We start from the raw sequence: 26,118 nt of genomic DNA on the forward strand, positions 1-26,118 counted from the left end.
GTCAGGAGTGCCCCATGTGCACCCCTTCTTCCTTTTGGGTGTGCATGGTGGGGCTTGTGCGGGCGCGGTTGCCGCGATTCCCGTGACCTTTCTCATCGCCGAATTTATTGCCGATATGCCGGCCGACTCTCACCTCCCCGGAATTGACGTGTAATCAGCAGGGTCGGTGCCGGGAAATGGCGGACATTTACCCGGAAGGCAGCTCACTGAACTCACCGGTAGTGAAACGGTGTGTCAGGGAGCTGGTGCTTCTACCCGAATCAACCTGCGTCCGTGTCCGAGTTTCACAAGACGATCACGTGTTAGCGTCCGTCGCCGCGAACCGAATACGCGAAAGGGAACTCCGTGGGCCACATGCAACACTTCAGCGCGGGCTGGGTATCCCCGGTCCTCGCCTATGCGATGGCGTGCGTAGGATCCGCGCTCGGACTCCGCTGTACCGTAAGAGCGCTGGCGGCCGACGGCCGCTCGCGCCGCAACTGGCTGCTGACCGCCTCCGTCGCCATCGGCTCGGGCATCTGGACGATGCACTTCATCGCCATGCTCGGCTTCGCCGTCACCGGCAGCCCGATCCGCTACGACGTCCTGCTGACCGTACTCAGCCTGCTGGTCGCCATGGTGGTCGTCGGCGCCGGCGTCTTCACCGTCGGCCATGGCGCCGCCCGGCTGCGATCGCTGCTGCTCGGCGGGCTGGGCACCGGCATCGGCGTCGCGGCGATGCACTACATGGGCATGGCTGCCATGCGCCTGCACGGGCAGGTCGGCTTCGATCCGGGCCTCGTCGCGCTCTCCGTCGTCATCGCCGCGGGTGCCGCGACGGCCGCCCTGTGGGCCGCGCTCAACGTGCGCGGCGCGCTCGGCGCGGCCCTTGCCTCCCTGGTGATGGGGCTTGCCGTCAGCAGCATGCACTACACCGGAATGGCCGCCGTGCACATCGAGCTGACGCCCAGTCGCGCGCCGCTTCCCGGTGTCACCGCAATGGAATTCATCTTTCCGCTGACCGTTGTGCTCGGCTCCTTTCTCTTCCTCACCGTGGCCTTCGTCGCATTGTCCCCAACCGCCCGGGAACGCGCCGCATCCGCCTCCGCAGAGTCGTTCCGCGAGGGCGAACTGCCCACCTCTTCCTGACCTATTGAGGAACTCATGCATGCACGACAGAGTCCGGACCATTCCGGGCACGGAGGGGAAGCGCCGCCGACCGGCGGCCCGAGACATGCGCTGCCCCCGGTCCCCAAGTCCAGGAAATCCGGAGCGAATTACCGGCTCCATCTGATGCCCCGGTCCGTGCGCGCCAAGATCGTCGCGTTGCTCATGGTCCCGGTGGTGTCCCTGATCGCCCTGTGGGCCTTCGCCACGGTCACCACCGCGCAGCAGGTCTCCGATCTGAACCGGTTCAAGGAGGTCGACACCACCCTCCTCGTGCCGGTCGGCGCATACATCGCCGCCGTACAGGAGGAGCGGGCCACCGCGGCACGCGCCCTCGCCGCACCGGACGACGGGAGCCGGCGGGCGCTGCGCGACCGGCAACGGGCCACCGACTCCGCCGCGGCCGCCCTCCGGGACGGCGTCAACGCCGGCAGCGCCGACGCGGCGATCGTCGACCCCGCACTGCCCGACCGTATCGACAAGCTGATGCACGACGCCGACGGACTGCCCGCGCTGCGCAAGCAGGACCGCCACACGACGGCCGGTGCGGACCGGGTGATCCGTGGCTACACCGACACCGTCGAGCACGGCCTTGCCGCCCTCGGCGCATTGACCGGCCCGGCGACGATGGCGGACGCCTCGCAGGGCCGCATCGTCCTGGACCTCACCCGGGCCCGGGAGGCGATCTCCCGGGAGGACGCGGTCCTCGGCGCCGCCCAGGTCTCCGGACGGATGTCGCGCGACCAGCTCGACTCTTTCACCGGCTCCGTGCATCTCCAGCGCGAGCTGTTCGCCACCGCGGTCGACGACCTGCGGCCCGATGACGCCGCCGCCTACCGCCGCATCCTCGACGGCCCTGCCTACCGCGAGCTGCGGGCCGCCGAGGACGCCGTACGGAAGGCGGGCGCGGGCGCCCCCGCCGCCACCGTCGCCGCCCGCTGGAGCGAGGCGAGTGCAACGGTCCTGCGCGATCTGCGCACAGCGCAGCAGAACGCACGCGCCGGTGTGGCCCGCGGCGCCGGCCCGCTGTCACTCGACACCCTCGGCGGATCCGGTATCGCCGTGACCCTGGGGCTGGCCGGTGTCCTTCTCTCCCTCCTCATCTCGGTCAAGATCGGCCGACGGCTCGTCGTCGAGCTGGAGGAACTGCGCAACTCCGCACTCCGGATCGCCGGCCGCGACCTGCCCGAGTCCATGCGCCGACTGCACGCCGGTAAACCCGTTGACATCGATGCCGTCGCACCGCTCGGTGAGCGCGGCACCGGCCGGGACGAATTGGGGCAGGTGGCCGAGGCCCTGGTGGCCGTGCACCGCGCCGCGCTCAAGGCGGCCGCCGACCGTGCCGAGGCACTCAGCGGCATCTCCGGCGTCTATGTCAGCCTCGCCCGCCGCAGCCAGCTGCTGCTGCACCGCCAGCTCGCCCTCCTGGACACGATGGAACGCCGTACCGAGGACCCGGTGGAACTGGAGGACCTCTTCCGGCTCGACCACCTCACCACCCGTATGCGGCGGCATGCCGAGAGCCTGATCATCCTCTCCGGTGCCGCTCCCGGACGGGGCTGGCGCAACCCCGTGCCCTTGCTGGACGTGGTGCGCGCCGCCGTCGCGGAGGTCGAGGACTTCCCGCGGGTCGAGTTGCATGCCGTCGCCGAGGCACGGCTGATCGGCGGCGCGGTCGCCGACGTCACCCACCTGCTGGCCGAACTCGTCGAGAACGCGGTGATGTTCTCGCCCCCGCACACCAAGGTGCAGGTCCGGGCCGAGCGCGTCGGCACCGGCATCGCCCTGGAGATCCAGGACCGCGGGCTCGGTATGGGCAAGGAGGCGCTCGACGAGGCCAACCGCCGTATCCAGGACGCGGAGGTGATCGACCTGCTGGACACCGAACAGCTCGGTCTCTTCGTGGTCAACCGTCTCGCCCACCGTCAGCACGTCACGGTGACCCTGCAACCATCGGTGTACGGCGGCGTCACCGCCGTGGTGCTGCTGCCCGAGGCCCTGCTGTCCGGGGAGCGCGACGAGGATGCGCCGGCCGACGGGGACACGGCGGAGCCGGAGGAGGACGGGCCGGTCTTCCGTCGCCGGCGACCGCCCACGACCCGGGCGCTCGGGTCCGTACCGCGATACGCCCTGCCGCCCGTCCCGGACCCGCCCGTACGCGACGAAGAGTCGGGCGCTGCGCCGACCGCGCCCCTGATCGCTCCGGTGGCGCCCGTCGCCGCGGCCACAGAGGCAGACCCGGAAAGCAGCCTCCCGCGCCGCGTACGGCAGGCAAGCCTCGCGCCCGGATTGCAGACGTCCCCGCAGAAGCAGCCCGAGTGGGTCCCGCGTACGGAGCGCACGCCACCACCGCGCCGCTCTCCCGAGCAGGCCCGCGCCACCATGGCGTCGCTGCGCGCCGGATGGGCACGCGGCCGCGGCGCCACCACCCCGCCACAGCAAGAGCCGCCAGGGCAGCATCAGCAGGACGCGCGGCAGCGGAACGGGGAGAACGAGAATCCGTCATGAAGAGAAGAGACACGATGACCGGCGATCAGCACCCTTCCGGCGAACTCAACTGGCTTCTCGACGACTTGGTGGCCCGCATACCGGAGATCCGCTCCGCCGTGGTGCTCTCCGGTGACGGCCTGGCCGTCGGTGCCTCCACCGGACTGATCCGTGACGACAGCGAGCGCTTCGCGGCGATCGCATCCGGCTTCCACAGCCTCGCCAAGGGCGCCGGCCGGCACTTCGCCGCCGGCCAGGTCATTCAGACCATGGTCGAGCTGGAGGGCGGTTTCCTCTTCGTCGTGGCGGCCGGCGAAGGGTCGTGCCTGTCGGTGTTCGGCGACGCCGAAGCCGATGTCGGTCTGGTCGCCTACGAGATGGCCCGGCTGGTCAAGCGGGTCGGTGCACACCTCGGGACGCCCGAGCGTGCCGGAGCGGAGTGATCGGGCGCCCATGACCGATTCCACCCCGCACTGGTACGACGACGAGGCGGGGCCGATGGTCCGGCTCTATGCGATGACCGCCGGGCGGGCCCGGCCGAGCAGCGCGGCCTTTGAACTGATGGCCGTGGTGCACGTCGAGTCCGGGCCCGACGAGGTCCCCGTGCTCTCGCCCGAGCAGCGCGCGATCCTCGTCCTGTGCGGCGACCGCCCCCGCCCGGTGGCCGAGATCGCCTCCGACTCCGGACTGCCGCTCGGCGTGGTCCGGGTCCTGCTGAGCGATCTGCTGCTCGAGGGCCTGATCCGCGTCGACCGCCCGGTACCGCCCGCCCAGTTGCCCGATGCGCACATTCTCAGGGAAGTGATCGATGGACTCCGCGCGCTCTGACTCCTTCATGGCCCTCAAGATCCTGGTGGCCGGCGGGTTCGGCGTGGGCAAGACGACCCTCGTCGGATCCGTCAGCGAGATCCGCCCGCTCAGCACGGAGGAGCGGCTGACCGAGGCCGGGAGGCCGGTGGACCGGCTCGACGGGGTCCAGCACAAGACCACCACGACCGTGGCGATGGACTTCGGACGGATCACCATCCACGACGACCTGGCGCTGTATCTGTTCGGTACGCCCGGCCAGGACCGGTTCTGGTTCCTGTGGGACGAGCTGGCACAGGGCGCGCTCGGCGCCGTGGTGCTCGCCGACACCCGGCGACTCGCCGACAGCTTCGCGGCGATCGACTACTTCGAGCACCGCAGCATCCCCTTCGTCGTGGCCGTCAACTGCTTCGACGGCGCCCGCGCCCACCGGGCCGACGAGGTGGCACGGGCCCTGGACCTCGACCCGGGTACCCCGGTGGTGCTCTGTGACGCCCGCGACCGTGCGTCCTGCAAGGAGGTGCTGATCCGTCTCGTGGAGCACGCGGCCTCGTCCTATGAGGCGCGGCTGTCGGCCAACGCCTCCTCTGCGTAAGGCGGTTGAGGGCCTGCGGCCAGCAGCCGTCGGATGTCGCGGACCGCGGCGCGGCCCGCCCGGTTGGCGCCGATGGTGCTCGCCGACGGTCCGTAACCGACGAGGTGCACCCGCGCGTCGCGCAGCGTGCGGGTGCCCTCCATCCGGATTCCACCGCCCGGCTCGCGCAGTCGCAGCGGGGCGAGATGGTCGATGGCGGCCCGGAAGCCCGTCGCGTAAAGGATCACGTCGGCTTCGACCGCGCGGCCGTCGGCCCAGACCACGCCCGTCGGTGTGAGGCGCTCGAAGAGCGGCAGCCGCTCAAGGACGCCGCTCTCGCGGGCCCGCCGGATCGCCTCGGTCATCGGCAGCCCGGTCACGCTCACCACGCTCCGCGGCGGCAGCCCCTGCCGGACCCGCTCCTCGACGAGGGCGACCGCGGCCCGCCCCTGCTCCTCGCCGAACGGCCCCTCGCGGAACACCGGCGGCCGGCGCGTCACCCAGGTCGTGGCGGCGGCGACCGGTGCGATCTCCATCAGCTGCTGTACGGCCGACGTGCCGCCGCCCACCACCACGACCCGCGCACCGCGGAACCGCTCCGGCCCGTCGTACTGCGCACTGTGCAGCTGACGGCCGCCGAACGTCTCATGCCCGGGGAACCGCGGCCAGAACGGCCGGTCCCAGGTGCCCGTCGCATTGATCAGCGCCCGTGCCGCGTAATCGCCCTCCGAGGTCTCGACCCGCAGCCGTCCTCCCCCAAGGGCTCCGACAGGCTCCGTCCAGGGGGGACCCCCACCGCCCTCGCGCACCGCCAGCACGCTCACCGGCCGGTGCACCCGCAGCCCGAAGGTCTGCTCGTAGTTGTCGAAGTACCCGCCGATCACCTCGGACGACGGCCGCTGCGGATCGGCGCCGGTCAGCGTCATGCCCGGCAGCGCATGCATACCGTGCACCTTGTCGTACGTCAGCGTGGGCCACCGGAACTGCCAGGCACCGCCGGGGCGCGGGGAGTGATCGAGGACGACGAAGTCCCGGTCCGGCTCATAGCCGGTGCGCCGCAGATGAAAGGCGGCGGCCAGGCCCGCCTGCCCGGCACCGATCACCATGACCTCGACCTCACGCACCCCGGTGTGGTTCATGCTTCTACCAACTTGGGGAGGGGCTGATCTCTTCCCGGTCTCTTGCCGGTCCCGTCCCGGGCGATACGGGGAACGAGGTACCGGCCGGCCCCGTTCACTCCTGGTCCGCTGCCAGATGCTCACGCACCGAGCGGGCGGCCCACGGCACGTCCTCCTCCGGCTCCTTTGGCCACCGCGCGACCAGCGCCGCGAGCAGCTCGCGGTGGTCGGCCGTCCGATGCCCGGCCGTGAGGGCGTAGGCGGCCTCGGCCTGCACCGCGAGGGCCTCGCACCCGGTGGCACGTACCAACTCCTCGGTCGCCGCATCGCCGGGAGCCTCGGCCAGTGCCCGTAGCGCCTTGGTGCGGGTGCCCACGGCAAGGCTCTCGTCGCGGGCGAGCGTCCCGAGCATCCCGACCAGCCGCGGGTCCGCCGTGTCCGCATCCTCCAGCAGCGAAGCCGCCGTGCGGAGGGCCTCGTCACGCACGCGTGCGTTCGCGGCGCACTCCAGGACGGTGGTGAGCGCCGCCGCGTCCTCGGGCGCCGACGCGCCCGCCACCCGCAACGCGTTCAACGCGCTCAGATGGTTGGCGCCGGCACCGGTCGCCGGACTGAGTTCGGCCGGCGAGGGGCGCTGTCGAAGTACCTCGCGGGCAGCGGCGAGCACCTCCGCCTCCTCCGCCGCGCACGCCTCTTCCTCCTCCAGCCGCTCGATGCCGTTGTCGTCGTGCCAGTGGTCCAGCGCGATCCCCACGGCCACCGGCTGCCCGCTGCGCAGCAGCATCCGAAGGGCGCGATGGCAGGCATCCGCACCGCTGGGCGCCCGTAGCTCGCGGTACGCGCGATACAGCTCGGGGTCGGTCAGCCTGGTGCCCTCCCAGAAGACGCTGTGCATCCCGCCCAGTACCGCTTTGGTCACCCATTCGGCGAGATGCCGTGAGGAGGTGATCCGGAGCGGCCAGCCCTCCACCAGCTCTTCGAGCAGCTCCCGGTGCTCCTCGATGCGCCCCGGCCGGGACAGCCGCCAGGCCGCGTGCACCTGGACATCCCAGTTGTCGCTCCGTACGGCCCGCACCAGAATCGGGTTCGCCTCCGGCCCCAGGGTCTCACCCAGGACACGCAGCGCGGTGGCATGGTGAGAGTTGAGCGAGGGATCGAAGACGAAGCGGCTGACGACATCGACAAGTCGCCGATCCGGTGTCCCCGTCGACTTGAGCACCCCGGACGCGACCCAGAGCGCCGCGCCGCGGACGTCATCAGTGGTGGCCCGCTCCAGCACGTCGGCGACCAGGTCGGTGTCCGACGCGTCCGCCCCGGCTGTGCGGACCGCGCGCAGCGCGCTCATGTGGTTGGCGGCCGCTCCGGTGGCCGGGCTCAGCTCCGGTGGGGACGGCGGCCGACGCAGTTCCGCCCGGGCCCGCGCCAACACCTCCGGCGCGTACGCGTCGACCTCGTCGCTGTCGAGGAACTGCCGCAGCCCGTCCGCATCCTCGAAGTGATCGAGCGCGATACCCACGGCCACCGTGTGAGTGCTGCGGAGCAGCGTCCGAAACGCCCGGTGACAGGCGTCCTCGCCGGTGGGAAACATCAACTCGGCGTGCGCGTCGCGGAGTTCAGGGGACGGGAGGACGGCATCGATCCAGTGGTGACTGTGGAAGCCGGTCAGCGCCTCCCGCACCAGGTCCGCCCGGTACCCCGCGTCCCGCGGCCAGGTCGCCGCGAGGCGTTCGACGTGCGCGCGGTGGGCGTGGAAACGACCGTGCACCGTGAGCCCGAGTGCGCCCTCGGTCTGCAGCTCGATCTCGCTCGACCCGGTGGCACGGACCAGCAGATCCGTTGCCTTCGGCCCCTGCGCCGCGAACAGCGCGGACAGGGCCTGGGCCCGTTCCTGGACATCGAAGCGTGCGTCGAACGCCACGCTGCCGACCGCCGCGACCAGTCGCGGGCTCTCTTCCGCATCCGCGGCCAGCGCCGTGCCGGCCGCCGAACAGCCGGCCGAGACCACATTCTCCTCGGTGGCGCACGCCAGGGCGTCGGCGATGAGATCCGCGTCCGCCGCTTCGGCGATGTTCATCATGGCGTTCAGCGCGCTCGCGTGGTTGGCGCCCGCGGCCGTGCCGTCGTCCTCGGGAGTCGGCGGCTGCCGGAGCAGCCCGCGGGCCACGGCGAGCACCTCCGGTGCGTACTGCTCGACCACACTCTCCCCGCCGAACCGGGACAGCGCACCGGAGTACTGGAAGTGGTCGAGGGCGATACCCGCGGCGGCGGTGTGCCCGCTGTGCAACAGCGTGCGAAACGCGTTCAGGTATGCGTCCTTCCCGGTCGGGTCGGCCAACTCCTCGTGCGCGCACCGGAGTTCATCGTCACGCAGCTCGCAGCCGCGCCAGTGGAAGCTGTGGAAACCGGCCACCATGTCAGCATCGCCGCCCGGTAGATGAGGTGAGCCGTACCAGGGCGCATATCGGCCCGGGTCGTCCTGCCGAACCCAGCTGCGTAGGGATCGCGTTCTCCCGTCAGGATGTCTGCCAACCGCATCGAACCGGCGCAGCCTTTCAGGGATCGACCGGGCCCGCCACCGGATTCGCCGGGGGCCGTGGGTCGCGGTGGCCGGCCATGACCGCCGCGACCCACGCCCGCTCAGCGGCCGCCGGCGATCAGCAACGGCGCCCCACCGGGCGCGGAGGCCGGGCGGCCATTGGCGGCCGGGACGCCCGCGACCGGAGAGGGGACCGCATCCAGCAGGCCACGGGCGGCAAGCTCCGGACGTACGCCCTCACCGAACCAGTACGCCTCCTCCAGGTGCGGATAGCCGGAGAGCACGAAGTGCTCGATGCCCAGGGAGTGGTACTCCTCGATCCGGTCCGCCACCTCGGCATGGCTGCCGACCAGTGCGGTGCCCGCACCGCCGCGTACCAGACCCACCCCCGCCCACAGATTCGGCGAGATCTCCAGCTTGTCGCGCGAGCCGCCGTGCAGCGCGAGCATCCGCTGCTGCCCCACCGACTCGCTCTTGCCCAGGGCCTGTTGCGCGGCCGCGACGGTGTCCGGATCGAGATCGTCGAGCAGACGGTGCGCGGTCGCCCAGGCCTCCTTGGACGAGTCCCGGGAGATCGTGTGCAGCCGGATACCGAAGCGGACCGTACGCCCCTCCTTCTCCGCCAGCCCGCGAATCCACTCGATCTTCTGCCTGACCTGCTCGGGCGGCTCGCCCCAGGTGAGGTACACATCCACGTTCCGGGCGGCCACCGGCCCGGCGGCCGGGGACGAGCCGCCGAAGAAGATCTGCGGCAGCGGGTCCGGCGGCAGCGCGGTCAGACCGCCCTCGACCTGGTAGTGCTCACCCTGGAAGTCGAACGGCCTGCCGCCCCAGACACCCCGCACGACCTGGAGGAACTCATCCGTACGGGCATACCGCCGGTCATGGTCGAGATGATCGCCGAACCGCTTCTGCTCGGTGGAGTCACCGCCGGTCACCACATTCAGCAGCAGCCGCCCACGCGAGATCCGCTGATACGTCGCGGCCATCTGCGCCGCCAGCACCGGCGAGATCACCCCCGGCCGGAACGCGACCAGAAACTTCAGCCGCTCCGTCACCTGAGTGAGCGCCACCGTCGTCAGCCAGGCGTCCTCGCACCACGTGCCGGTCGGCGTGAGCACCGCCTCGAACCCCAACTGCTCGGCAGCCTTGGCGATCTGGGCCAGATACTCGATGTCCGGAGCCCGTACGCCGCTCACCGGGGTGATGCGGTCGCGCCGGATGCCGCCGTCGGTGTAGGCGTGCCGGTCGACGAGGGTCCGCCCGTCGCCGCCGGTCGGCAGAAACCAATGCAGGTGTACGGACATCTCACCGGGCCTTTCCGTAGGTACGCGGTGCCGTGCTCGAAGGCGGCAGGTCACTGTTGAAGCGAGGGTCGACGAACTCCCCGAAATCGAAGGAGCGGGGGATCAGCTTCAGCTTGGCGAAGGTGTCGACGATCTGCTGCTCGGAGGCGATGGCGCGTTTGTCCACCGCGACCGCGACCGCCGTTCCCCGGGTGCGCTTGACCGCATCCAGTGCCACCTTCTCCGGCAGCCCGGTCTCCTGCGCCCATGCCTTCGCCCAGACGTCAGGGTGCTTGAACACCCAGTTCTGTGCCCGCCGCAGCCGGTCGGTGTAGTCCTTGAGCGCCGCGGCCTTCTTCTTGTCGTCCAGCGCGGCGGGCGCGGCGACCTGGAAGCTCAGACCGTTGACCACACCCTGCCCGGTGGTCAGCACCCGGGCATCGGCCTGGTCCAGTGCCTGCGAGGTGTACGGGTCCCACACCGCCCAGGCATCGACCTTCCCCCGGGTGAACGCGGCGAGCGCATCGGCCGGCTGAAGGTAGTTGAGCGTCACGTCCTTCGGCGACAGCCCCGCCTTCTTCAACGAGGCGACAAGCTGGTAGTTCGCGGAGCTGCCCTGCGCCACCGCGATCGACTTGCCCTTCAACTGGGCCGGCCGCTTGAGCGGGGAATCCTTCTTCACCAGGATCGCCTCGCCGTCCGACCTGCTGTGCGTCCCCGCGATCACCTTGATCTTCGACTTCGCCGCGGCGGCGAACACGGGCGGCGTGTTGCCGACCGCACCAACGTCCACCGCCCCGGCGTTGACCGCCTCCAGCAGGGGCGGCCCCGATGTGAACGTCGACCATTTGATCTTGTACGGCAGGTCGTCCAGCTCCCCGGCGGCACGCAGCAGCGCCTCCGAACCACCTTTCTGATCACCGACGTTGAGGGTCAGCGAACCCTTTCCGTCGGTCCCGCTGTCACTACCGCCACCCCCGTCGGCCCGCGACACACCACCGCAGGCGGCCAGCAGCAGGGCAAACGGGAGCAGCAGGGCGGCCGGGGCCATGTGGCGTGGTCTCATGAGGTGTCCGTTTCGTTCTTGGGGTGGTGTGGGTGGGGTGGGGTAGGGGGGTGGGGTGGGGCACCGGTTGTCGGTGGTCGAGGTGCGGTGCGGTGCGTGGTGTGCGGTGCGAGGCGTGTGTCGTGTGGTGCTGACGGTGCTGACGGTGGGGACGTCAGGCGGCGGCGGAGGAGGTGTACGCGGGGGTCCCCGGCTCGGCCTCCGCACGGGAATGCGTCTCAGCCTCCCTGGCTTCCGGACCCTCCTTGCCCTCCACCCCCAGCCGGTCCAGCAACCGGGCGCGCAACGCCCCGAACCGCGGATCGGAGATATCCCGCGGCCGCGGCAGTTCCACCGCGGTCTCGTACGCGATCCGGCCGCCCTCCATCACCAGCGCCCGGTCGGCGAGCAGCAGGGCCTCCTCCACGTCATGGGTGACCAGCAGCACCGCGCAGCCGCGCTCCTGCCACAGCTCGGCCACCAGCCGCTGTGCCTTGATCCGGGTCAGTGCGTCGAGAGCACCGAACGGCTCGTCCAGCAGCAGCAGATCGGGCTCGCGCACCAGCGCACGGGCCAGCGACGCGCGCTGCGCCTCACCGCCGGAAAGCGTCTTGGGCCAGGCATCCGCCCCGTGGCCGAGTCCGACCTCCTCCAACGCCCGTACCGCAGCGCCACGTTCAGGGCGACCCGGCAGCCCCAGCAGCACATTGCGCCAGACCCGCTTCCAGGGCATCAGCCTCGGCGCCTGGAACGCCACCGCCTTGCGACGCGGCACCAGCACCTCGCCCTCGATCTCGCGGTCGAGCCCGGCCAGCACCCGCAGCAGCGTCGACTTACCGCATCCGCTGCGTCCGAGCAGTGCCACGAACTCGCCCGGCCGGATGGTGAGATGAAGGTCGTCGATGACGGCCCGGTCGCCGAAGGACCGCACCAGCCCACCCACTTCCACGGCGGCACCGCAGTCCGCGGGGCCGGGATGCGGGCGCCGCTCGGTGTCGGTGTCGGTCACTGACCCGTGAACGTCGGTCGCCATTGCAGCAGCAGCCTTTCGAGGGTACGTACGAGGAAGTCGGCGATGAGCCCGAGGATCGCGTAGACCACCAGGCACACCACGATCACGTCGGTGCGGAAGAACTCCCTGGCCTGATTCATCAGAAAGCCGAGGCCGTCATCGGCGTTGATCTGCTCACCGAAGACCAGCGCGAGCCATGCGGTGGCCAGCGAGTACCGCAGCCCGGTCATGGCATTGGGCAGCGCACCGGGCAGCACCACATGCCGGATCAGGCCCCATCGGCTCAACCCGAGCGAGGTCCCCGCCTCGACCAACTGGGCATCCACACCACGGATCCCGGCATAGACATTCAGATACAGATGGAAGGCGACCCCGAGCGAGATCAGCGCGATCTTGGGCGCCTCACCGATCCCCAGCCAGATGATGAACAGCGGAATCACGCCCACCCACGGGATGGAGCGCAGCATCTGTACGGTCGCGTCGATCAGATCCTCGCCGAGCCGCGACAGCCCCGAGGCCAGCGCCAGCACCACACCCGTCACACCACCCAACAGCAGCCCGACGGCGACCCGTTGGAGGGAGACCAGCATCGCCGAGGGCAGCGTCCCGTCCGAGACCAGATCGCCGGCGGTGGCAGCGATGGTGCCGGGCGACGCCAGGATGTCGGCCTCCAGCACACCGCTGGTGCTGAGCACCTGCCACAGCACCAGCAAGGCTAGGGGCCCCACCGTACGCCGCAGCCACCGCGGCACCGACCGCCGCCGCCCCGAGACCGGAACCACACGAGCAAGCTCAGGGCCGCCACCGTCATCTCCAGCGGATATATCGGGTGGTGCATGGCCGGCCACGGCCTGATCGACAGTCATGAACACTCCACGGGCAGGGGGAGGAGGAGAGGAGAGGAGAAGGAAAGAAGAGAGGGAGAGAGCACGCCTCTTCGCGCAACGACATGCGCACAGGCACCGGACCGAAAAAGCCGGCGAAGGACGAGAGCAGCGCCCCGAGCTGCTACCGGGCAGCACCGAGCACCCAAGAAGAAGGTCACGCGCTCCGAAGGAGGAAACGGAATCCCCGGAACGGCCGCGAACAGCGGCCTCGAAGAGCCGCGAAACCTAGAACAGCATCAGCAGCCGCGGCGACACGCGGCAGAGGCCACCCGCACCAGGTCGATGTGACCGCGCGTGGTGAGCAGGGCTGATGTAGACATGCCGCCGAACGTAGCGGTGCCCTCCGAGAGGGGTCAAACGTCGTCTCGGCTGGTGGACCTTTGTTGCCGGAGCATGGAGGCGTCGTTGCGCGCGCCCCCTGCGGGCCTGCGGACCGGCCCGGATGATGGCCGTGTCCGGCAGACGACGGTCACCCGAGGAAGGACAACCGAATCTGACGGCCTTCCGCGGTCATCCGTACACCATCGACCGGGCGAGGGCGTAGGCCTCACGGATGCGGCGGCCGGCGGAGGCGTCGGTCGGTGCGGGGATGCGGCGTGTTGCGGCGAGCGGCCAGTGCGGTGGCTCGGGGGTGCCCGCGAGGGTCCAGGCGGCCTGGCGGGCTGCGCCCAGGGCGACGTACTCCTCGGGTTCGGGGACGGTGACCGGGATGCCGAAGATCTCGGCGGCGATCTCGCCGACCACGGGAGCCTTGGCCGCCCCGCCGATGATGAGGACCCGCCGGGCGCTGACGTCTTGGGCCCGCAGCCTGTCGAGGGCGTCGGCCATGTTGCACAGCATGCCTTCGACGGCTGCCCGGGCGAAGTTCGGCGGGTGCATGTTCGCCTTGCGCATGCCCATCAGACTGCCGGCGGCCTCGGGGAGATTGGGGGTGCGCTCCCCGCCCAGGTAGGGGAGCAGGACCAGGCCGCCGGCGCCGTGCTCGGCCTCGCGGGCCAGGGGGTCGAGGTCGTCGAGTGCGATGCCGAGCATGCGGGCGGTGGAGCTCAGGACCCGGGCGGCGTTGAGGGTGCACACCAGCGGCAGGAAGCGGCCGGTGGCGTCGGCGAAGCCGGCGACGGCGCCGGTGGGGTCGCCCACGGGGTGCTCGGAGAGGGCGAAGGCGGTGCCGCTGGTACCCAGAGAGATGACCACGTCGCCCGGCTGGATGCCCAGTCCCAGGGCTGCGCCCATGTTGTCGCCGGTCCCCGGTGCCACGAGGGCCCCGTGCGGCGTGCGGCCGGCCGCCTCGTACGGGCCGAGCACGCGGGGCAGTTCGGGGGTGCGGCCGTCGAAGGCGAGGGCGAGCAGGTCGCGGCGGTAGGCGCCCTCGGCCGGTGACCAGTAGCCCGTACCCGAGGCGTCCCCCCGGTCGGTGACCGGTTCGGCGCGCGTACCGGGGCCGCCGCACAACTGCCAGGTCAGCCAGTCGTGTGGCAGCAGCACCCGGTCGGTACGGTCCGCGCACCGCGGCTCGTGCTCGGCAAGCCAGCGCAGCTTGGCGACGGTGATGGCCGCGACCGGTACGGTGCCGACCGCCCGGGTCCACTTCTCCGGCCCGCCGAGGTCGTCGACGAGGTCGGCTGCGGCCTGCGCGGAGCGGGTGTCGTTCCACAGCAGCGCGTCACGCACCGGCTGCCCGGACGCGTCAAGGGCCACCAGGCCGTGCTGCTGCCCCGCGACCGCAAGGGCATCCACATGTTCCAGGAGGCCGTTGCCCGCTTCGAGGAGCGCCTGCCACCAGGCCTCGGGGGCGACCTCGGTGCCATCGGGGTGGGTGGCGCGGCCCCGATGGAGGACCTCCCCGGTGTCGGCGTCGCAGACGACGACCTTGCAGGACTGGGTAGAGGAGTCCACCCCGGCAACTGTGGGCATGACGATGTCGCTTCCGTGCAACGAGACGAGAGGGGAGGGGAGTTCAGGTCTGCGGGCGGAGCTGGATCTTGCGGCCGGAGCCGTCACGGAACGTCTGGAGGGCGGCGCCGAAGTCGTCCAGACCGAAGCTGTGGGTGATCATCGTGTCCGCGTCGATGACTCCCTTCGCCATCAGGTCCACGGCGCGGCCGAAGCTGTGCAACACGGCCATCGACCCGACGATGGTGATCTCGTCGTTGTACACGCTGAACGGCGAGAAGGACGCCTTGGCGGCGGACGGCGCGACGCCGAACTGCTGGAAGGTGCCACCGCGCCGCACCCGGGTGAGGCCGTCCTCGATGACGGGGATGACGCCGGTGCAGTCGATGACGGTCTCCCAGCCCTGCGGCCGGTCCAGATCGGAGGCGCTCACCGCGGTGGCGTCCGCGCCGAGGCGTTCGGCGATCTCCAGCCGGTTCTTGTTGATGTCGACGACCGAGAGGGACGCCGCGCCGGCTGCCTTGGCGAGCTGGAGCATCATCAGGCCCATGGTGCCCGCGCCGTAGATGAGGTAGTGGTCGCCGAGGCGGCGCGGCAGGACGTCGAAGCCGCGTACCGCGCACGACAGCGGCTCGATCAGCGTGCCCTGCGCGACGTCGATGCTCTCGGGCAGCCGGTAGCAGTTGGCGGCCGGCACCTTGACGTACTCGGCCATCGCGCCGTCCACGGTGTCGCCGATCGCGCCCCAGTTCTCGCACAGGTTGCCGTGCCCGATCGAGCAGTAGTGGCAGGCACCGCAGAACAGCGACGGGTCGACGGCGACCTGCTCTCCGGTGCGCAGACCGCTCACTCCCGCCCCCAGCGCGACGATCTCGCCGGTGAACTCATGGCCGGGAATGATCGGGTACGGGGTGGGCGCGAACTCCCCCTGGACGATGTGCACATCGGTGCCGCAGATGCCCACCGCCGCGGGCGCGACGATGACCTCGCCGGGGCCCGGGGTGGGGTCATCGACGGTGGTGACCTCGTAGTGCTCGGGGGTGTGAATGACGACAGCGCGCATGGATCGGGCCTTTCTCGGGGGATGCGCTCGGGGGAAGGCGCTCGGGGACGCGGGGAGCCTTGGCCGGGGTCTGGCTCAGCTGTGCGGATCGCCGGGGCGGACCTCGACGGTGCGGATCTCGACGCCGAGGTCCCGGACGGTCCGGAGTTCGCTCTCCGGGGTTTCGGCGTCGGTGACCAGCAGGTCGTAGCCGCTGACATCGCCGTAGGGGTAGGTGGCGGTGCGGCCGAACTTGCTGTGGTCGACGGCCAGTACGGCGCGGTCGGCGGCCTGCAGATACGCCTGCTTGGTCTCCGCGTATTCGCGCACCGGGTGGTAGAGCCGGCCGTCGCGGACCGAGGTGGCGGTGACAAAGGCGACGGTGGCGCGGATGTCCTGCAGCTGACGCCGGGTCTGCGGACCGGCGCAGGACTCGAAGTCCTCGTAGAAACGGTCACCCAGCAGCGTCACCTCGGCCGGCGACGCCGCCAGGAGGTAGGTGATCCGCAGCGAGTTGGTGATCACGCGGATTCCGTCGACGGTGGCGAGCCGTCGGGCGAGCGGGAAGAGCGTGGAGCCGCAGTCGATCAGCACCGTGTCGCCGGGGGCGACCTCTTCCACGAGCGCGTCCGCGATGGCGGTCTTGACCTCGACATGGGCGTTCTCCCGGAAGCGCAGTGCGCTCTCCATGGCGACGTTGGAGAAGGCCGTCGCCACTCCGCGCCCCTTGCGCAGCAGCTGCCGCTCGTGGAGGTTGTCCAGGTCCCGGTGCATGGTCATCACGCTGACGCGCATGCGCTCGGCGAGGTCGGCGATGCGGATCTCGCCCTCCTGGGCGACATGGCGCAGCACCGCCTGCCGACGCTCCTCGACCTCGGCCTCGGAGCCGCGGCTCGCTCTCATCGTGGGCACCCCCCGTTCGTTTTCCGCGGCGGTCTTCGCCGTGCTCTCACCCTAGAACATCACACACTTTATGTGAAGCTCTTGAAATTCTCTGTGAGGTTGTTCAGTCTGATGGCCACGTACGGGCGAACGCCCGGCCCGTCAGGAGGTCCCCCTCGTGCTGCGCACACCCCAACAGCGCGATCCGTCGCTGCCCCGTCCCGCCGTCCTCGGAATCCCCCGAGCCCTCATATGGGGATATGTCGGCATCCTGCTCTTCATGATCGGCGACGGCGTGGAGACCAGCTATCTGCCCACGTACTTCAAGACCGACCTCGGCTTCGCGGAGGCGGGCGTCGGCATCATCTTCACGGTGTACGGAGTCACCGCCGCGGTGGGCGCCTTCCTGGCGGGCGGGCTCTGTGACCTGTGGGGGCCGCGCCGGGTGATGATGACCGGTGCCATCTGCTGGGCGGTCTGCCACGCCCTCATGCTCGCGGTCGCCGTCCCGGCCCACTCCTACTGGCTGATCCTGTTCAGCTACGGTCTGCGCGGCTTCGGGTATCCGCTGTTCGCCTACGGATTCATGGTCTGGATCATGGCGGGCGCCCCGGAGCGTCAGCTCGGCAAGGCGCTCGGCTGGTTCTGGTTCTGCTTCACCATGGGCTACCCCGTCATCGGCTCCGCCCTGGTCTCGCTCCTCAAGCCCACGATCGGCTTCTACCGCACGCTGTGGGTGTCACTCGCGATGATCATCGCGGGCGCCCTGGTCGTCCGGTTCCTGCTGCGCGAACGCCACGGATTTCAGGGCCTGTCCAGGGGGTCCGAGCGCGTCAGCCTGCCGCGTACCTTCCTGGGCTGTTTCACCGTCATGTTCGCCAGGCCGCGCGTCGGCATGGGAGCTGTGGTCCGGCTCATCAACACCACGTCGCAGTTCGGCGTGTGGGTCTTCATTCCGCTCTTCCTCGTCGACCAGGTCGGCTTCAGCGCACAGGAGTGGGCCGCGCTGCTGATCGTCATGATGGTCAGCAATCTCGCCTGCGTCGTGCTCTTCGGCGCGCTCGGAGACAAGTGGAGCCGGCGCAAGACCGTCGCCTGGCTCGGCGGCGTGGTCTCGGCGCTCGCCTGTCTGGCGCTGTATTACGTCCCCGCGACCGCAGGCCATGACTTCCCGCTCGTCGCGATCGCCGCGGGCGCGCTGGGCGTCGGCATGGCCGGATACGTCCCCTTGCCTCCGCTCATGACCTCACAGGCCCCGGAACGCAAGGGTCAGATCATGTCCGCCTACACGCTGGGGGCCGGCGCCAGCATGGCCTTCGGCCCGCTCATCGGCACGGTCTTCATCGGTGTGATCGGCATCGGCGGGGTCATGTGGATCTATGCCGCCCTGCACCTGCTCAGCACCGTCCTCGTGCTGTGCCTGAAGACGCCCGCGCCGCCCTCCGAACCCGGTGCTCACACCGGCGCGCCCCAGGCGGAGCGGCAGGCGGTAGCGGCGTTGACAGCACCCTCCGGGGAGTTTTAATGGAGGAAAGGTGCATATGAGAGATACCCGCTCATTCGAGCAATGACCCGCAGCGTGCAGAAAGGCCAGGGCTGATATGCGCGCACACCACACCGGCCCGGAGTACCTGGTTCAGACAGCTGCGATGGCCCGGCGGTTCTATCTCGAAGGCAAATCCAAGATGGAGATCGCCGAGGAATTCGGCATCAGCCGGTTCAAGGTGGCCCGGACGCTGGAGTCCGCCCTCCGCGACGGCTTGATCCGGCTGGAGATACGCTTGCCCGCCGAACTCGACGCCGGTCTCTCCGATGCCCTGCGCACGCGATACGGCCTGCGGCATGCCATCGTCATCGACTCACGGCAGGAAGTCCCGGACGACACGGTGCAGGCCACCCGCCGCCTCGGCGCGGTCACCGCCGACCTGCTCGCCGAAATAGTCACCGAGAACGATGTCCTCGGGCTCGTCTGGGGCCCCGAGGTCGAAGCCCTCGGCCTCGCACTGACCACCCTCGCCCGGTGCACGGTCGTCCAGCTGTGCGGATCGACCCCGCTGCGCCCCGTGAATGCGACGGCCGTGGAGGCGGTACGCCGGGCCGCCACCATTTCGAGGGGCGTCGTCTACCCCATCTACGCGCCCTTGCTGCTGCCCGACGCAACGGCGGCCCGGATGCTGCGTGAGCAGCCCGGCATTGTCGATGCGGTAAGCCGCTTCAGTCAGGTGACCAAGGCCATCGTCACCGTCGGCGGATGGGGCCCGGGGCTCTCCACCGTCTATGACGCGCTCAGTGACGCCGAGCGAGAGGATTACCGGCGCAGGGGAGTGTGCGCCGAGGTCGTCGGCGAACTGCTCGATGCGGAGGGGAGCGTCATCGCCCCCGAACTCACCGAACGGGTCGTCGCCATCAGCTTTGACGAACTGCGCAAGGTCCCCGAAGTGATTCTCATGGCCGATGGCATCGAACGGGCAACCGCTGCCTCGGCGGCACTGAAAACCGGCCTTTTCAACGGCGTTGTCACGGACGCCAGGGTTGCCGAGAGTCTGCTCTGAAACCATGTGTCCCTGTGCTGCTGTCCGCGGGCACGGGGGTTCTTTCCTCCATTGGAGGGAGTGCGCACGGAATCGGGCGTTCCTACCGCGGTAACGGGTGCGGGCACAGCAGCTGACCCGGGATATAAACCTGGTGCGGGCAGAAGCGGGCGGGGTGAAAGGTGCCAGCCGTGAGAGCACGACCCCGTGGGAAGAGCGGCCGACGCCACCCCGGTCGCATCGTCCGGCAGACCGCCGTGGCGCTGGCCGTGATCTTGGCGGCCGCCGGCTGCTATCGGGGCGCCGGCGACGTCGGAAACAGCGGCGAGAACACCATCAATGTGCTGATGGTCAACAATCCGCAGATGGTGGATCTGCAGCGGCTCACCGCCGAGCACTTCACCAAGGAGACCGGCGTCAAGGTGAATTTCACCGTGCTGCCGGAGGACGATCTGCGCGACAAGATGAGCCAGGACTTCTCCAGTCAGGCCGGGCAGTACGACGTGGCCAGCCTCAGCAATTACGAGACGCCGATCTATGCCCGTAACGGCTGGCTGACCGAGCTGGGCACGCGCGCCGCCAAGGACCGTGCATTCGACCAGGGCGACATCCTCACCCCGGTCCGCCAGTCCCTCACCGCCGCCGACGGCAAGGTCTACGCGGAGCCCTTCTACGGCGAGTCCTCCTTCCTGATGTACCGCAAGGACCTCCTCAAGGCGGCGGGGCTGACCATGCCGGCGCGGCCCACCTGGCACCAAGTCGCCGCGATGGCCGCCAAGTTGGACGGCATCCGCAAGGGCATGAAGGGTATCTGTCTGCGCGGCCAGCCCGGCTGGGGCCAGCTGATCGCCCCACTGACCACGGTCGTCAACACCTTCGGCGGGACGTGGTTCACCAAGGACTGGCAGGCGAAGGTCGACAGCCCGGAGTTCACCAGAGCCACCCGGTTCTATGTCGACCTGGTGCGCAAGCACGGCGAGCCGGGCGCCCCGCAGGCCGGCTACACCGAGTGCCTCAACGATATGCAGCAGGGCAGGGTCGCGATGTGGTACGACGCGACCGCCGGTGCCGGTTCGCTGGAGAGCGGTGATTCGAAGGTCGCGGGCAAGGTGGGCTACGCGCCGGCGCCGGTGGAGCGGACCGCCGTCTCGGGCTGGCTGTACACCTGGGCGTGGGGGCTGCAGAAGGCCAGTACGCACCAGGAGGCGGCCTGGAAGTTCATCCGCTGGGCCTCGAGCAAGTCCTACGAGCGCTTGGTGGGCCGCGAACTGGGCTGGTCGAGAGTGCCCGGCGGCAAGAGGGCATCGCTCTACCGCGACCCGGAGTACACCAAGTCCGCCCGGGCCTTCGCCGGTCCGACCGAGCGGGCCATCAGCTCGGCCCGGCCCGACAACCCAGGGGTCCAGCCCCGCCCCGTGCCCGGCATCCAGTTCGTGGACATCCCCGAGTTCTCCGACCTGGGCACCAAGACCAGCCAGGAGATCAGCTCGGCCATCGCCGGCAAGCAGAGCGTGGCCGCCGCACTCCGTCACAGCCAGCGACTGGCAGAGGAGGTGGCCCGTGCCTACGCAGGCCACTGACGCATCGACGCACGGCCCGAACGGCGCTTCGCACGCCCGCGGCCGCGCGGCCATGGACCGGGCCAGGGCGCGGGCTCGCCGTGCGCCCCTCCTGCCCGCGCTGGTCTTCCTCATCATCGTCACCCAACTCCCGTTCGTGGCAACGGTGGTGATCTCCTTCCTCCGCTGGAACGCGCTGGCGCCCGAGAACCGCGGCCTGGCCGGCTTCGACAACTACCGGGCCGTTTTCACCGACCCCGCGCTGCGCAGCTCGGTATGGACCACGATCCTGCTGACGGTGACCGTGGTGCTGGTCAGCCTGCTGCTCGGCCTGGGGATCGCGCTGCTGCTCGACCGGAGCTTCCGCGGCCGCGGCATCGTCCGCACGCTGCTCATCACGCCGTTCCTGATCGTGCCGGTCGCCGCGGCCCTGCTGTGGAAGCACGCCCTGTTCAACACGTCCTACGGCTTCCTCAACGGCGTGCTGACGTGGCTGTGGAGCCTGTTCGGCAGCGACAGTCCGCCGCAGCCGGACTGGATGACCAGCACCCCGCTCGCCGCCGTCGAGGTGGCGCTGATCTGGCAGTGGACGCCGTTCATGATGCTGATCCTGCTCGCAGGACTGCAGAGCCGGCCCGCCGACGTCGTCGAGGCCGCCCTGGTGGACGGCGCCTCGTCCTTCGACATCTTCCGCTGTCTGACCCTGCCGCATCTGCGCCGCTACCTGGAGCTCGCCGCCCTGCTCGGGACCATCTACGTCGTCCAGAACTTCGACGCGGTCTTCACCCTCACCTCCGGCGGCCTGGGCACCGCCAACCTGCCGTACACCATCTACCAGACCTTCTACCAGGCCCATGACTACGGACGGGCGTCCGCGCAGGGCGTCGTCGTCCTGCTGTGTTCGCTGGTCGTGGCCACCTTCGCGCTGCGCACCGTCTCGTCCCTGCTGCGCGAGGAGAGCGTCCGATGACCAGAATGCCGCGCGCCGCACACCGACTGCCCGCTCCCGCCCGCCGCCGGCGTCGCAAGAGCGCGTCCCTGGGCCTGCTGGCCTGGCTGTGCGGACTGCTGTTCTTCCTGCCCGTCGCCTGGATGGTGCTCACCTCACTGCACAGCGAGACGGACGCGGCGACCAATCCGCCCAGCCTCGGCGCTTCCCTCACCCTGCACGGCTACCGCGAATTCTTCGGCGAGGGCAGCGGAATCAGCCCCTGGCCGCCGCTCATCAATTCGCTGACCGCATCGGTGGTTTCCACACTGCTGGTCCTCGCCCTCGCCTTCCCCGCCGCCTACGCCCTGTCCATCAAACCGGTACGCAAATGGCGCGATGTCCTCTTCTTCTTCCTCTCCACCAAGATGCTGCCGCTGGTGGCCGGGCTGCTCCCGGTCTATCTCGTTGCCCAGCACACCCATTTGCTCGACAGCATCTGGCTGCTGGTCATCCTCTACACCTCGATGAATCTGCCGATCGCGGTATGGATGATGCGCTCCTTTCTCGCCGAGGTCCCGGTGGAGATCCTCGAAGCCGCCTCGATCGACGGCGCGGGCCTGGCCACCACGCTGACCCGCATCGTCGCCCCCATCGCCATGCCCGGTATCGCCGCAACGGCCCTGATCTCCTTCATCTTCAGCTGGAACGAGCTGCTCTTCGCCCGGGTACTGACCGGTGTCGTCGCGGGCACCGCGCCGGTATTTCTGACCGGCTTCGTGACCAGCCAGGGCCTGTTCCTGGCCAAGGTGTGCGCCGCCGCCACCGTCATCTCCCTCCCGGTGATCGCCGCCGGGTTCGCCGCCCAGGACAAACTCGTCCAGGGCCTGTCGCTCGGCGCCGTGAAATGACACCGACCGCCGCTCCGACCGCCACGCGAAGTTGCCCGGCTGACCGGCCATCATCGATCCACTGCGCACAGTCACGCCCGGCGGGGGAAACTGCTCGTCTGAGCATGATTCGCTCATGTTTCAAAACGGCCCGCCCAAACCATTGACATCGCATTCTGTGGATCTTTAATGGAAGAGCAATTAGATATATGAGCTGTGGTTGCTCACATGAGCAAAAGCTGCAAATCGTGTCGATTGCACGCCCGGCTTGCTTGAAGGGTTAAGAAAATGACTGCTGTGGCTGAATTCGCCATCCCCCGAGATGCCGAACTGACGTCCATCTCGCTCACGTTGCCGGCAGTCCTGCCCTCCGCCCGGCAAGCGCGGGCCTTCACCGCGAAGTCTCTGCGACGGTGGGGCGAGAACGAAGAACTCATCGAAGCGGCCGTGCTGATCGTCTGCGAGCTGGCCACGAACGCCATTCGCCATGGAGCCCGGCTGTCGGCCGAATGCGGGCGCGAGCGAGGACCCGATTCCGTGATCGTTCTCAAGCTGGCACTGGAACCCGAGGTGCTGCACATCGAGGTGCACGACGGGTCCACGATTCTGCCGGTCCAGCGTACGGCCGGCCATGACGAGGACTGTGGACGCGGAATGCTGATCATCAACGCGCTCGCCGAATCCTGGACGTGCGGCCAGGACCCCGAGGGCGGCAAATGGGTCCGCGCGACTCTCTCCCGCGCGACCGACGCTCTCCAGGGCTGAGGTGAAACGGGCTTGAGCCTGCCTGTTCGTCACAGCACTACTGACAAGTGCTGTGACGAACCCCGAGCGGTCTTGCTGGATCTCGGACGTCGGCCGGGCTCAGTCCGTGCGCCACGGTGCTGTGGGGGAGCCGTCGGGCTCGATGCCGTGCGGCCATAGGGTTGCCCAGAGGGGCTGGGTGGTGTGCCGCCACGGCGCCGCAAACCCGCGGTTGACCGCTTCCATCGCCACCGATTCGGCACCGTAGTGGTCTCCATCGATCAGCCGGAGTCGGGCGATGTTGGCAAGAGCTTCAGGATGGTCGCGTTCAGCTGCCAGTTCCCACAGCCGTTCGGCCTGCCCCAGCGCACCAGCCTCCTCACGTACTTGCGCCAGAGCTGCCAGCGTCTCGGGGAGACCGTACTGGGCGGCTTCCCAGGCATAGTGTTCCGCTTCCTCGTACAGCCCGGCCTCTTCTCGCGCCAGGGCAAGTTCGCTGAGGCAGTAGGGGGCACCGCGTGCTGCCGCGTGATGCGCAAGGTAGGCGGAGTCACTTCGGTTGCCGGCCCTTTCGCGGATGAGGGCGAGCGTGGCCAGCGCGTCGGGTTGGCAGCAGTCGGCCGCTTGAAAGGCGAGCGCCGTGGCTTCGCCGCGTTCAGCGTTACTCTCGTGGGTCAGAGCGAGGTCTGCGAGCGCCCTGCAATTGAAGTGATCCTCGGGGCGATCGAGATCCTCGGGGCTCAGATGGCGCGGATATGGGATCGCACTGCGCGCGTCCCATGTGCTCGACACCGTCTCAGGGCCGAACGAGGCCGCAGTCACGCTGAGCAGATGTGCACGGTGAAGGCGCCAGCGGCTTTCGGCGGCAAGCTCCAGGGCTTTCAGATCACCGATGTTGGTGAGAAGACGTACGGCGGCGTCCCAGAAGGATTCCGGTGGGCACAGATATCGCCGTTGTTCTCCGCCGTACTGCTGAAGATAGTCGGCCAGTTGATAGACAGGCTCATCCGGGGCCAGCCGTCCCGGGCGCATCCGTACCCGGCGCAATGGAACGATGTTTCCGTGAACCGGCTGCGCGGCATACGCCAGGGACTGCTCGAACCAGTCGTCCTCGGCCCCATCGAAGATGTCTTCCGGCATGTACCCGGCGGCGGCCTGCTCCAGAAAGGAGTGCGGCAGATGAGCGCCGCATCCCAACCGGATGGCGTCCACCGCAACGTCGAGGACGGCTCGCGCCGCGGGTGGAGCATTCTCATAGCGCCCGACAAGCTCTGGGGCCCCGGCCAGGAACTGGGTGATGCGCCCATCTCTGGCTTGGGACAAAGCCAACGCCAGACGGTCGTCGGTTGATGCCGCTCGCGTCGCGGTCGCCAGGTCCTGTTGCGTGAAAGCGTCAGCGACACGAAGTTGTCGGCCGGTCAGCAGCTCTCTGGCCTGAGCGTACGGGTCGGAATGCTGACTCGGCAGGGCAGTAAGGGCATTCCAATGCTGCCGCCACAGTGTTCCGACCACGAGGACAGGGGCCCGTTCCAGGTCTCCGAGCAGAGTCCGCAGTGCGGCAATGATGCGCTCTCCGATCTCCCTTGCCATGAGGTAATGCTGGGCCTCGTTGAGCCACACCACCGTCCGCGGCCGCACGGATGCCAGGCCTGCCAGCGCGGCCTCCGCTCGTGTCGGATCGATCGGGTGCCACACCATCCAGCCGTCGTCGGCCAAGGGCTGAATGGCCTCCCAGCAGGCTCGTGTCTTGCCGGTGGAGGACTCACCCACCAGTACGCACATCTGGCTGCGCCCGCCCTTGGCCACGGCCACAACCTTTTCGAGGTACGTGTCGTGTTCTCTCGCTACGTAATTCGGAAGGTCCGCCGTCGCGACATCGCCCTTTGGCGCAGGGCGGACTTCCAGATCGATCGCATGACAGTCACTGATCGGACGACAGACGATCCCCGAGGTTTCCGGGAACTTGGAGTCGTGTGCAGGAGACGGCTGCATCAAGTAGACGTTGACATCATTGTTGTCGCCGTGGACGACGGTACCAACGTCTCCGCCGGCCGCGACGGAGTCGTCAGCGGCACTCGCCTGCGCACCGAACCCATCAGTCGCAGATACGGGTTTCTCGCTCGCGTACTGCTCATTCCTGGCCCGGCGCAACCATCCCGGAAAAGGCGTCATGCGGTGTTGCCATCGCCGGTGATGATTTCGCCGATATCGCCACCCGCGGCCACACTTCCCTTCCCGGAGGCCTTGACCGCGCCCGAGGACGAGGGAGCAGAGGGCGACGGGGCAGGTGCACGGGCGGTCAGGCTGTTGTTGTTGCCGGTAACGACGCGCCCGATATGGCTACCCGCCGCTACGGCGTTGTCCACGGCTTCCACACCCGCATGGACCGACTGCAGGAGTGCCCGCAGAGAGAGAAGGAGTCCCGCAAGCCCGACCACGGAGCCGACAAGACTGGCCACTTGGTCCGCAGTGGCCAGATCAACCGCGAACACCACCACAGCGAGTCCGACCGTTGCCAGCGCACATGTGATCACGCAGGCCGCCAGTACGCACCTTCTCCACCCCGCCATGTGACCATGGAATCACGATAAGTAAGCGCTGTCAGTCGATTGGCGTCTTGACAGTTCTGTTTCCCGTACTTGGCAACCCGCACCACCGACGTCCTCACGGCGTTTGGCACGAGAGCTGGGCCGAGGAGCCCCTCGGCCATTACACGGTCGTCGAAGTGCAAGCCGCGCCACCGGTGCCGTC

23 protein-coding genes are annotated in these 26,118 nt (G+C 69.3%); 11 read left to right on the forward strand and 12 right to left on the reverse strand.

Translation table 11 applies throughout. From position 1 onward, the window contains the following. Window positions 1-345: 345 nt before the first annotated feature. From KI385_RS37775 to KI385_RS37795, 5 genes are all read left to right on the forward strand, one after another. Window positions 346-1,128 (forward strand): MHYT domain-containing protein, encoded by a 783-nt coding sequence (locus tag KI385_RS37775; RefSeq protein ID WP_238576529.1) that lies wholly within the window; start codon window positions 346-348, stop codon window positions 1,126-1,128. 144 nt (window positions 1,129-1,272) lie between these two features. Next, on the forward strand, window positions 1,273-3,654 hold the full coding sequence (locus KI385_RS37780) for a sensor histidine kinase (RefSeq protein ID WP_238576530.1): 2,382 nt from the start codon (window positions 1,273-1,275) through the stop codon (window positions 3,652-3,654). A 14-nt stretch (window positions 3,655-3,668) separates the two neighbouring features. Next, on the forward strand, window positions 3,669-4,076 hold the full coding sequence (locus tag KI385_RS37785; protein WP_238578018.1) for a roadblock/LC7 domain-containing protein: 408 nt from the start codon (window positions 3,669-3,671) through the stop codon (window positions 4,074-4,076). A 10-nt stretch (window positions 4,077-4,086) separates the two neighbouring features. Beyond that, window positions 4,087-4,461: a DUF742 domain-containing protein gene (locus tag KI385_RS37790; protein ID WP_238576531.1), complete on the forward strand. Its 375-nt coding sequence runs from the start codon at window positions 4,087-4,089 to the stop codon at window positions 4,459-4,461. After that, window positions 4,442-5,035: a GTP-binding protein gene (locus KI385_RS37795; RefSeq protein WP_128510549.1), complete on the forward strand. Its 594-nt coding sequence runs from the start codon at window positions 4,442-4,444 to the stop codon at window positions 5,033-5,035. Before KI385_RS37790 ends, KI385_RS37795 begins: the two co-directional genes overlap by 20 nt. On the opposite strand, the gene KI385_RS37800 is transcribed toward KI385_RS37795, so the two are convergent. From KI385_RS37800 to KI385_RS37840, 10 genes are all read right to left on the reverse strand, one after another. Next, entirely contained in the window at window positions 4,996-6,153 is a 1,158-nt protein-coding gene (locus tag KI385_RS37800; RefSeq protein ID WP_238576532.1) for an NAD(P)-binding domain-containing protein, read from the reverse strand. The two genes, KI385_RS37795 and KI385_RS37800, sit on opposite strands and share 40 nt — an antisense overlap. Window positions 6,154-6,247: 94 nt before the next feature. Next, on the reverse strand, window positions 6,248-8,545 hold the full coding sequence (locus tag KI385_RS37805) for a hypothetical protein (protein WP_238576533.1): 2,298 nt from the start codon (window positions 8,543-8,545) through the stop codon (window positions 6,248-6,250). A gap of 224 nt (window positions 8,546-8,769) precedes the next feature. Further along, window positions 8,770-9,975 (reverse strand): LLM class flavin-dependent oxidoreductase, encoded by a 1,206-nt coding sequence (locus KI385_RS37810; protein ID WP_238576534.1) that lies wholly within the window; start codon window positions 9,973-9,975, stop codon window positions 8,770-8,772. A 1-nt stretch (window position 9,976) separates the two neighbouring features. Next, the gene (locus KI385_RS37815; RefSeq protein ID WP_238576535.1) at window positions 9,977-11,020 is read right to left on the reverse strand and encodes an ABC transporter substrate-binding protein; all 1,044 of its coding nucleotides are present in this window, start codon (window positions 11,018-11,020) and stop codon (window positions 9,977-9,979) included. Between the two features lie 154 nt (window positions 11,021-11,174). Continuing rightward, window positions 11,175-12,032 (reverse strand): ABC transporter ATP-binding protein, encoded by an 858-nt coding sequence (locus KI385_RS37820; RefSeq protein WP_238576536.1) that lies wholly within the window; start codon window positions 12,030-12,032, stop codon window positions 11,175-11,177. Then, window positions 12,005-12,877, reverse strand: coding sequence for an ABC transporter permease (locus KI385_RS37825; protein ID WP_238576537.1), 873 nt, complete (start codon window positions 12,875-12,877; stop codon window positions 12,005-12,007). Before KI385_RS37825 ends, KI385_RS37820 begins: the two co-directional genes overlap by 28 nt. 257 nt (window positions 12,878-13,134) lie before the next feature. After that, a complete protein-coding gene (locus KI385_RS44730; RefSeq protein WP_381393783.1) occupies window positions 13,135-13,218 on the reverse strand; it encodes a putative leader peptide in 84 nt (27 codons plus the stop codon). 190 nt (window positions 13,219-13,408) lie between these two features. Next, window positions 13,409-14,812: a xylulokinase gene (xylB, locus tag KI385_RS37830; RefSeq protein WP_425357021.1), complete on the reverse strand. Its 1,404-nt coding sequence runs from the start codon at window positions 14,810-14,812 to the stop codon at window positions 13,409-13,411. Window positions 14,813-14,855: 43 nt separating this feature from the next. Beyond that, the gene (locus KI385_RS37835; RefSeq protein ID WP_238576539.1) at window positions 14,856-15,854 is read right to left on the reverse strand and encodes a zinc-dependent alcohol dehydrogenase family protein; all 999 of its coding nucleotides are present in this window, start codon (window positions 15,852-15,854) and stop codon (window positions 14,856-14,858) included. Between the two features lie 75 nt (window positions 15,855-15,929). Continuing rightward, complete coding sequence (locus KI385_RS37840) at window positions 15,930-16,736, reverse strand: DeoR/GlpR family DNA-binding transcription regulator (protein ID WP_238576540.1); 807 nt, start codon at window positions 16,734-16,736, stop codon at window positions 15,930-15,932. A gap of 157 nt (window positions 16,737-16,893) precedes the next feature. Here KI385_RS37840 and KI385_RS37845 point away from each other — a divergent pair, with 157 nt between their 5' ends. From KI385_RS37845 to KI385_RS37870, 6 genes are all read left to right on the forward strand, one after another. Further along, complete coding sequence (locus tag KI385_RS37845) at window positions 16,894-18,240, forward strand: MFS transporter (RefSeq protein ID WP_238576541.1); 1,347 nt, start codon at window positions 16,894-16,896, stop codon at window positions 18,238-18,240. Window positions 18,241-18,316: 76 nt separating this feature from the next. After that, window positions 18,317-19,267, forward strand: a complete 951-nt coding sequence (locus KI385_RS37850) for a sugar-binding transcriptional regulator (RefSeq protein WP_238576542.1) — start codon at window positions 18,317-18,319, stop codon at window positions 19,265-19,267. A gap of 170 nt (window positions 19,268-19,437) precedes the next feature. Continuing rightward, entirely contained in the window at window positions 19,438-20,826 is a 1,389-nt protein-coding gene (locus KI385_RS37855; protein ID WP_425357022.1) for an ABC transporter substrate-binding protein, read from the forward strand. Window positions 20,827-20,878: 52 nt separating this feature from the next. Then, window positions 20,879-21,775 (forward strand): carbohydrate ABC transporter permease, encoded by an 897-nt coding sequence (locus KI385_RS37860; RefSeq protein ID WP_238578020.1) that lies wholly within the window; start codon window positions 20,879-20,881, stop codon window positions 21,773-21,775. Further along, entirely contained in the window at window positions 21,772-22,644 is an 873-nt protein-coding gene (locus KI385_RS37865; protein WP_238576543.1) for a carbohydrate ABC transporter permease, read from the forward strand. Before KI385_RS37860 ends, KI385_RS37865 begins: the two co-directional genes overlap by 4 nt. A gap of 267 nt (window positions 22,645-22,911) precedes the next feature. Beyond that, window positions 22,912-23,388 (forward strand): ATP-binding protein, encoded by a 477-nt coding sequence (locus KI385_RS37870; RefSeq protein ID WP_238576544.1) that lies wholly within the window; start codon window positions 22,912-22,914, stop codon window positions 23,386-23,388. 99 nt (window positions 23,389-23,487) lie between these two features. On the opposite strand, the gene KI385_RS37875 is transcribed toward KI385_RS37870, so the two are convergent. Together KI385_RS37875 and KI385_RS37880 are read right to left on the reverse strand one after the other, a co-directional pair. Beyond that, complete coding sequence (locus KI385_RS37875; RefSeq protein WP_238576545.1) at window positions 23,488-25,539, reverse strand: hypothetical protein; 2,052 nt, start codon at window positions 25,537-25,539, stop codon at window positions 23,488-23,490. Next, a complete protein-coding gene (locus tag KI385_RS37880) occupies window positions 25,536-25,865 on the reverse strand; it encodes a hypothetical protein (protein WP_238576546.1) in 330 nt (109 codons plus the stop codon). The genes KI385_RS37875 and KI385_RS37880 overlap by 4 nt, the downstream gene beginning before the upstream one ends. Between the last annotated feature and the right edge of the window lie 253 nt (window positions 25,866-26,118).

The organism is Streptomyces inhibens (assembly GCF_022221585.1).
In the GTDB taxonomy this organism is placed as follows: Bacteria; Actinomycetota; Actinomycetes; order Streptomycetales; family Streptomycetaceae; genus Streptomyces; species Streptomyces inhibens.

Bases quoted from the DNA above. Each gene is read 5' to 3' on its own strand.
- KI385_RS37780 (WP_238576530.1), top strand. From the start codon at position 1,273: ATGCCCCGGTCCGTGCGCGCCAAGATCGTCGCGTTGCTCATGGTCCCG.
- KI385_RS37785 (WP_238578018.1), top strand. From the start codon at position 3,669: ATGACCGGCGATCAGCACCCTTCCGGCGAACTCAACTGGCTTCTCGAC.
- KI385_RS37790 (WP_238576531.1), top strand. From the start codon at position 4,087: ATGACCGATTCCACCCCGCACTGGTACGACGACGAGGCGGGGCCGATG.
- KI385_RS37795 (WP_128510549.1), top strand. From the start codon at position 4,442: ATGGACTCCGCGCGCTCTGACTCCTTCATGGCCCTCAAGATCCTGGTG.
- KI385_RS37800 (WP_238576532.1), bottom strand. From the start codon at position 6,153: ATGAACCACACCGGGGTGCGTGAGGTCGAGGTCATGGTGATCGGTGCC.
- KI385_RS37805 (WP_238576533.1), bottom strand. From the start codon at position 8,545: ATGGTGGCCGGTTTCCACAGCTTCCACTGGCGCGGCTGCGAGCTGCGT.
- KI385_RS37810 (WP_238576534.1), bottom strand. From the start codon at position 9,975: ATGTCCGTACACCTGCATTGGTTTCTGCCGACCGGCGGCGACGGGCGG.
- KI385_RS37815 (WP_238576535.1), bottom strand. From the start codon at position 11,020: ATGAGACCACGCCACATGGCCCCGGCCGCCCTGCTGCTCCCGTTTGCC.
- KI385_RS37820 (WP_238576536.1), bottom strand. From the start codon at position 12,032: ATGGCGACCGACGTTCACGGGTCAGTGACCGACACCGACACCGAGCGG.
- KI385_RS37825 (WP_238576537.1), bottom strand. From the start codon at position 12,877: ATGACTGTCGATCAGGCCGTGGCCGGCCATGCACCACCCGATATATCC.
- KI385_RS44730 (WP_381393783.1), bottom strand. From the start codon at position 13,218: ATGTCTACATCAGCCCTGCTCACCACGCGCGGTCACATCGACCTGGTG.
- xylB (WP_425357021.1), bottom strand. From the start codon at position 14,812: ATGCCCACAGTTGCCGGGGTGGACTCCTCTACCCAGTCCTGCAAGGTC.
- KI385_RS37835 (WP_238576539.1), bottom strand. From the start codon at position 15,854: ATGCGCGCTGTCGTCATTCACACCCCCGAGCACTACGAGGTCACCACC.
- KI385_RS37840 (WP_238576540.1), bottom strand. From the start codon at position 16,736: ATGAGAGCGAGCCGCGGCTCCGAGGCCGAGGTCGAGGAGCGTCGGCAG.
- KI385_RS37850 (WP_238576542.1), top strand. From the start codon at position 18,317: ATGCGCGCACACCACACCGGCCCGGAGTACCTGGTTCAGACAGCTGCG.
- KI385_RS37860 (WP_238578020.1), top strand. From the start codon at position 20,879: ATGGACCGGGCCAGGGCGCGGGCTCGCCGTGCGCCCCTCCTGCCCGCG.
- KI385_RS37865 (WP_238576543.1), top strand. From the start codon at position 21,772: ATGACCAGAATGCCGCGCGCCGCACACCGACTGCCCGCTCCCGCCCGC.
- KI385_RS37870 (WP_238576544.1), top strand. From the start codon at position 22,912: ATGACTGCTGTGGCTGAATTCGCCATCCCCCGAGATGCCGAACTGACG.
- KI385_RS37875 (WP_238576545.1), bottom strand. From the start codon at position 25,539: ATGACGCCTTTTCCGGGATGGTTGCGCCGGGCCAGGAATGAGCAGTAC.